The sequence below is a fragment of the Pseudomonas sp. HY7a-MNA-CIBAN-0227 genome (genome assembly GCF_040310325.1).
Lineage (GTDB): Bacteria > Pseudomonadota > Gammaproteobacteria > Pseudomonadales > Pseudomonadaceae > Aquipseudomonas.
Window position 1 is genome coordinate 109,413 of sequence record NZ_JBEOPT010000017.1, and the last position, 6,534, is coordinate 115,946.

The following is a 6,534-nucleotide window of genomic DNA, read 5'->3' on the forward strand; positions in this document are numbered from 1 at the left end:
CCTAGACCGCCGCCGAGCCGACACGGCCCTTGCGCAGTGCATCGATGACGCTTTCTTTCGGGCCATCGGCAACGATCCGGCCGTTGTCCAGAACGATCAGACGATCCACCAGGCTGAGCATCGAGGTGCGATGGGTCACCAGCAGCAAGGTCTTGCCCTTGATCCAGTGTTCCAGGCGCTGGCGCAGGAGTTCTTCGCTGCTGTTGTCCATGGCGCTGGTGGGTTCGTCCAGCAGCAGGATAGGCGGGTCGAGTAGCAGCGACCGCGCCAGCAGCACCGCCTGGCGCTGGCCGCCGGAAAGCAGTTGGCCGCGCTCACCCACTGGGCGGTCGAAGCCCTGCGGGTGTTGGCGGGCCAGTTCGCTGACGCCGGTCAGTTCGGCTACTTCGAGCATCCGCGCGTCGCTGATGTAGCGGGCGCCGAGGGTCAGGTTATCGCGCAAGCTACCGGCCAGCAGCGGCAGGTCATGGGCGACGTAACCCACTTGCTGACGCAGGTCGGCCACATCCAGTTGCCGCAGGTCGAGGCCGTCCAGCAGCAATTGGCCTTCATCGGGCGCATAAAAACCCATCACCAGTCGCCCGAGTGTGCTTTTGCCCGAGCCGCTACGGCCGATGATGCCGACGCGTTCGCCGGCCTTGAGGCTGAAACTGATAGTGGCCAGGGCCGGGGCGTTTTGCCCGGCGTAGCGGAAGGTCACTTGGTTAACCTCCAGCGCTCCGGTCAATTGTGTGCGCTCCAGCGGGCGCTGGTGCGGGTCGCGCTCCTGGGGCAAGGACATCAGCGCGTCGGTGCTGCGCATGGTCAGTTGCGCCTGTTGGTAGCGGGTGATCAGCCCGGCGATCTGCCCCAGCGGTGCCAATACCCGGCTGCCGAGCATGTAAGTCGCCACCAGCGCACCGACGCTGAGGTTGCCGGCAATGATGCTGTAGACCCCGGCGACGATGGTTGCCATCCCGGAAAACTGCTGGATAAACAGCGTGCCGTTGGTTGCCAGCGCCGACAGGGTGCGCGCGTGGCTGTCGAGGCGGGTGAGCGCGCCGTGGGTACTTTCCCACTGGTGCTGGCGTTCGCTTTCGGCGCTGCAGGCCTTGAGGGTTTCCAGGCCGCCGAGGGTTTCGATCAGCAGGGCCTGGCGTTCAGCCCCCAGGACCAGGCTTTTTTGCACGGTATCGCGCAGGCGAGTCTGGATGATCAGGGCGAAGAGGATGGTCAGTGGAAACGCGCACAGCGGGATGATCACCAGCCAGCCACCCAACAGGCCAATCACCACCAACATCAGTACGGCGAAGGGCAAGTCGATCAGGCTGGTAAGGGTCACGGCGGTGAGGAATTCCCGCAGGCCCTGGAAGTCATGGATGCTCTGGGCGAAGCCGCCGATGGTCGCGGGTCGGGCCTTCATCGACATACCGGTGATGCGCTCGAACAAGGTGGCGGAAAGAATTACGTCGGTTTTCTTGCCGGCAGTGTCCAGCAAATGGGCGCGTACCACCCGCAGCACCAACTCAAAACTGGTGCCGATCAACAACCCGATGGCCAGCACCCACAAGGTCGAGACCGCCTGGTTGGGCACCACGCGGTCGTAGGTTTGCATGACGAACAGCGGCACCATCAGCCCCAGCAGGTTGATCAGGAAACTGGCGAGAATCGCATCGCTGTAGAGCCAGCGGGACAGTTTTAGGGTGTCGCGAAACCAGGCTTCAACCCGAGGCACCAGAGGCGCGCGCAGGTCTTCGATTTCGTGACGGGGGCGGGCGAACAGGGCCTGGCCGCTGTAGGCCTCGGCCAGCTCTTCGCGGCTGACCCATTGCTCGCCACCTTCGGCTTCGCTGGGTAAAATCAGCGCCTGGCCATCTTCGCTCCAGCGTCTGAGGACGGCGCAACGGCCGTCCTTGAATATCAACAAGACCGGTAGGTTTAACGCTGAAATCGCTCCCAATTCGCGACGCAGTAACCGCGCCTGCAAACTGGCCCGCGCCGCTGCCCGTGGCAACAACTCCAGGCTCAGGCGCTGTTGCGCCAACGGCAAACCGGCACTCAGGCTGGAACGGCTGACGGTGCAGCCGTGCAGTTTGCAGAGGATCAGCAGACCGTCGAGCAGCGGGTCATCAAAGCTCTGGCGCGGGTCGATGCCGGTGTTCAGCGGTTCCATTTGGGTCACGGCGGTGTGCTCCAGGGCGTAGGGCTACTTCATTTCAGGCAAGTGGGCATCGCTTCTGACTTCCGACTGGGCAATGGCTTCGGCCGGCACCACCACGCGTTCCTTGTTCAGCAACTCGCCTATGTTGGCCAGCACGCGGTACATGGAGAACTCTTCGGTGTAGCGCACTTCGGTGTAGCGTCGGTTGGCGTTGTACAGCTCGTTTTCACTGTCTAACAGGTCGAGCAGGGTGCGTTGGCCAAGGCCGAACTGATCCTGATAGGCCATCCGCACCCGTTGGGTGGTTTCGGCGTATTCCCGTGCGGTGGGGGTCTGCACGCGCGCGTTGTCCATCGCATGCCAGGCTAGCGAGAGGTTTTCGTTGAGCATGCGCAGGGCGTTGTTGCGGATGTCCATGGCCTGGTTGATCTTGTGGGAGTCCGACGCCAGGCGTGCCTTGTCGCTGCCGCCACGGAACAGGTTGTAGTTCATCACCACGCCGACCCGCCATTCATTGTCGTGGCCGAGATCACCCTGCACATTATTGTTGGCGCCCACCGCCGCCTCGGCATCGAAGCGCGGGTAGAACGGCGATTTGGCCACTTCGTACTGACTTTCGGCGGCCATCACATCGGCCTGGGCGGATTTCAGGTAGGGGTTGTTCTCCAGCATGCTTCGCCTTGCGCCGAGCATGTCAGCGGGCAGTTCTCCCTTGATTGAGGCCGGGCCTTCCAGCTCATCGGGCAGACGACCGACAACGCTGAAGAAATTCGACTCGGCGTCCTGCAAGTCGACCATCGCCGTTTGGTAGTTGTTTTCCGCCAGGGCCCGACGGGCAGTGGATTGATCGCTGTCGGCGGTGCTGCCGATGCCGCGCTGAGTGCGCAGGCCGATCTGGTCATTGACCCGCAGGTGCGCCTGCAGGTTGTTTTTTGCCAGGGTCAGCAACTCCCGCCGTTTCAGCACTTCCAGGTACACCTCGGTGGTGCGCAAGGCCAGGCTCTCGGCGGTGCCACGGGTGTAATAGGCTCTGGAGTTGACCACGGCGCCCGTGCGCTGCACTTCGTTGGAGGTGTTGAAACCGTCAAAGAGCATTTGCCGCAAGCGCAGTTCCGACTGGGTGTAGTTGTCGGTTTGCGTATTGTGGTTGTTCCCTCGCGCCCGTGTGGTGCTGTTGTCGCTATAGCCGCGGCCATAGGCAGCGTTGAGGTCGAGGCTGGGGTAAAAACCGCCCCGGGCCACTTTCACATCTTCATCGGCCGAGAGCCGGTTGTTGCGGCTGGCGTTCAGTTCAGGATGGCTGTCCAGAGTGCTTTGGATCGCTTGGGTCAGCGACATGGCTTGGGTATTGGCGCAGGCCATGGCGATCAGAATCGCGCTGCAGAGTGGGGTCAAAACGCGCATGGGGTACATCTCCCGCTGTCAGTGTTGCTAGCTTGTCGCCATTTATTTGACGAATTTTAATGATCAAACCGTCTCAGGCTTGTAACAACACAGCTAAGAACATTTGCGGGGCAAGCTAAGAAGAATTTCTCATAATGGTTATGCACAAAAAAACTTATGCGTTCGGCTTGAAGCAATACATTGTTCAAACCACAGGCCTTGAATTTTAAGCGCTATGGCGCGTTTTCGGGCTCAAGGAAAGTTCAATCGCAAATGTAGTCGGGTGAAGGTTGAGAGGAAAAAAAGGAATTCAAAGGTGACGGTTTTTTGTCACCTGCCTTTTTGGATGGCTCTTTTTAGCAGGTGTGTAGGGGTTGGCTGAGCTTGATTTGATTCAGTTTTGTGCCACTGCTTGCGGTATGCCGAGAGCCCTCCAGTCGCCAGCCTGGTGATTCATGAATCCGCTGCATTTGTGCACGTAACCGATGTGCCGACCTGGGTCGGACATGGAGAAGAGCACATGGCTAAGCTAATCGGTGTTGTCAGCAAGATCGTTGGGGAAGTCTTTGCCGTCGCGGGGGATGGCAGCCGCCGTGCCCTGACCGAAGGCGACCGCCTGTTCGCTGGCGAGCAACTGCAGACCGGCGCTGCTGGCGCGGTGGCGGTGCACTTGCAAAACGGCCATGAACTGACCCTTGGGCGCGACAGCAGCTTGAGCCTGTCACCGCAATTGCTGGCAAGCCAGGCGCCCCAGGTCAACACGCCCGACAGTGTGACGCCCACCGAGGCGATGCTGACCGATGTCCAGCAGCTGCAAAAAGCTATTGCCGCCGGCGCCGACCCGACCCAAACCGGCGAAGCCACCGCTGCCGGCCCCACTGGTACCAACGCTTCTGGCGCCTTGGGTGGCGGGCATTCCTTTGTGCTGCTGACGGAGGTGGCTGGGCGGGTGGAACCGGTCATCGGCTTTCCGACGGCCGGCTTTGGTGGGATTCCCGAGTTTGCGCTATTCCAGGTCGCGGGAGAGCCCGATACCGGCAACGACACCCCTGTGGTTGCGCCGCCACCGGTCCTGCCACCCGATAATCCGGTGACCTTGAGCGGGTTGACGGTCGAAGGCGGTGAAGTGACCGTCAACGAGGCCAACCTGGCCTTGGGTTCAGCGAGCAATCCGGCGGCGCTGGTGCAAACCGGCACCTTCAGCGTCTCGGCACTCGATGGCTTGCAGAGCCTGACGGTGGGCGGGATCAGTGTCGTCAGCGGCGGCGTGGCCAGTGGCTTCCCGCAAAGCATCACCACCGGGCTGGGCAACACCTTGAGTATCACCGGGTATAACGCCACCACCGGGGTGATCAGCTACAGCTATACCTTGACCGGCAATGAAGCCCATTCGGCGGGCGGCGGTACCAACAGCCTGGGCGAACAGTTCAGCGTGGTCGCCACTGACAGCGACGGCGACTCGGCCACAGGTTCGCTGGATGTCACGGTTATCGATGATGTACCCAGGGCCATCAACGACACCCCCGAAGGCAGCGCTTCGGAAAGCCAATTGATCCTCACTGGCAATGTATTGGGCAACGACGTGCAAGGCGCCGACCGTGTCGCCAGCGGCCCGATCGTCGGCGGTACGTTTGCCGGGCAGTACGGCACCCTGGTCCTGCAGGCTGATGGCAGCTACATCTACACGTTGAACACGGGCGACGCGGACTTTATTGCCCTGCACGGCGGCGGCAATGGTACGGAAACGTTTGCCTATACCCTGACCGATGCCGATGGCGATACCAGCACCGCCAACCTGGTGCTGCAAGTGCACAACAACGACGATCCAGTGGTGATTGGCGGTATCAACGTCAACGGTGCTGACATGACCCTCTACGAAAAAAACCTGACCGATGGCAGCAGCCCTGACGCCACGGCACTGACCCGTACCGGCAACCTGACAGTGTCGGCGGTGGATGGTCTGCAGAGTCTCAATGTAGGTGGCATCAACGTGGTCGCTGGTGGCGTAAGCGCAGGCTTTCCGCAATCGATCGTTACCGGGTTGGGCAACACCCTGACCATCACCGGCTATAACGCGGCCACTGGGGTCGTCACCTACAGCTACACCTTGACCGGCAATGAAGCTCATTCGGCGGGCGGCGGTACCAACAGCCTGGCCGAGAGCTTCAGCGTCGTCGCCACGGATACCAATGACAGTTCGGCCACGGGCGCGTTGCATATCAGTGTGGTTGATGATGTGCCGCAGGCAGTTGATGATAGCAACCTCAGCACTGCGTCTGAAAGCTTGCAAACCCTCAGCGGCACCGTGCTCAGCAACGATGTGCAAGGCGCTGATCGTGTGGCCACCGGGCCTATCACAGCGGGTACTTTTGCCGGGACTTACGGCACGCTGGTACTGGCCGCCGACGGTACTTACACCTACACACTGAACCCAGCAGACACCGACTTCATCGCCCTGCACGGCGGCGGTAACGGCACCGAAACCTTCGCCTACACACTGACCGATGCCGATGGCGACACCAGCACTGCCAATCTCGTCTTGCAAGTGCATAACAACAACGACCCGGTCGTGCTCACTGGCCTGGAAGTGAACGGCGGCGAACTCACTGTCTACGAGAAAAACCTGCCGTTGGGCAGCGCTACAGACACTCCTGCCCTGACCCAAAGCGGCACCTTCACCGTCACCGCGCTGGATGGTTTGCAAACCTTGACCGTGGGCGGCATCAGCGTCGTCAGCGGCGGGGTGGCGGCTGGTTTTCCACAGTCGATCCCGACCGGTTATGGCAACACCCTGACCATCACCGACTACAACGCGACCACGGGCGTAATCAGCTACAGCTACACCCTCAACGGTACCGATAGCCACCCGACTGGCGCTGGCGCTAACAGCATCAGTGAATCCTTCGTTGTAACGGCCGCCGACTCTGATACCAACACCGCTACCGGCTCGCTGGACGTTACCATCGTCGATGACGTGCCTAAGGCGGTTGATGACAGCAATCTCAATACCG

3 protein-coding genes are annotated in these 6,534 nt (G+C 61.1%); 1 reads left to right on the top strand and 2 read right to left on the bottom strand.

From position 1 onward, the window contains the following. Nucleotide 1: 1 nt before the first annotated feature. Complete coding sequence (locus AAEZ06_RS23140; protein WP_350616418.1) at nt 2-2,161, bottom strand: type I secretion system permease/ATPase; 2,160 nt, start codon at nt 2,159-2,161, stop codon at nt 2-4. Between the two features lie 24 nt (nt 2,162-2,185). Continuing rightward, nucleotides 2,186-3,544, bottom strand: a complete 1,359-nt coding sequence (locus tag AAEZ06_RS23145) for a TolC family outer membrane protein (RefSeq protein WP_149412137.1) — start codon at nt 3,542-3,544, stop codon at nt 2,186-2,188. A gap of 499 nt (nt 3,545-4,043) precedes the next feature. On the opposite strand from AAEZ06_RS23145, the gene AAEZ06_RS23150 reads away from it, so the two are divergent. After that, a partial coding sequence (locus AAEZ06_RS23150; protein ID WP_350616421.1) for a retention module-containing protein occupies nt 4,044-6,534 on the top strand: 2,491 nt, incomplete at its 3' end.

Coding starts and splice junctions, on each gene's coding strand:
- AAEZ06_RS23145 (WP_149412137.1), bottom strand. CDS start 3,544: ATGCGCGTTTTGACCCCACTCTGCAGCGCGATTCTGATCGCCATGGCC.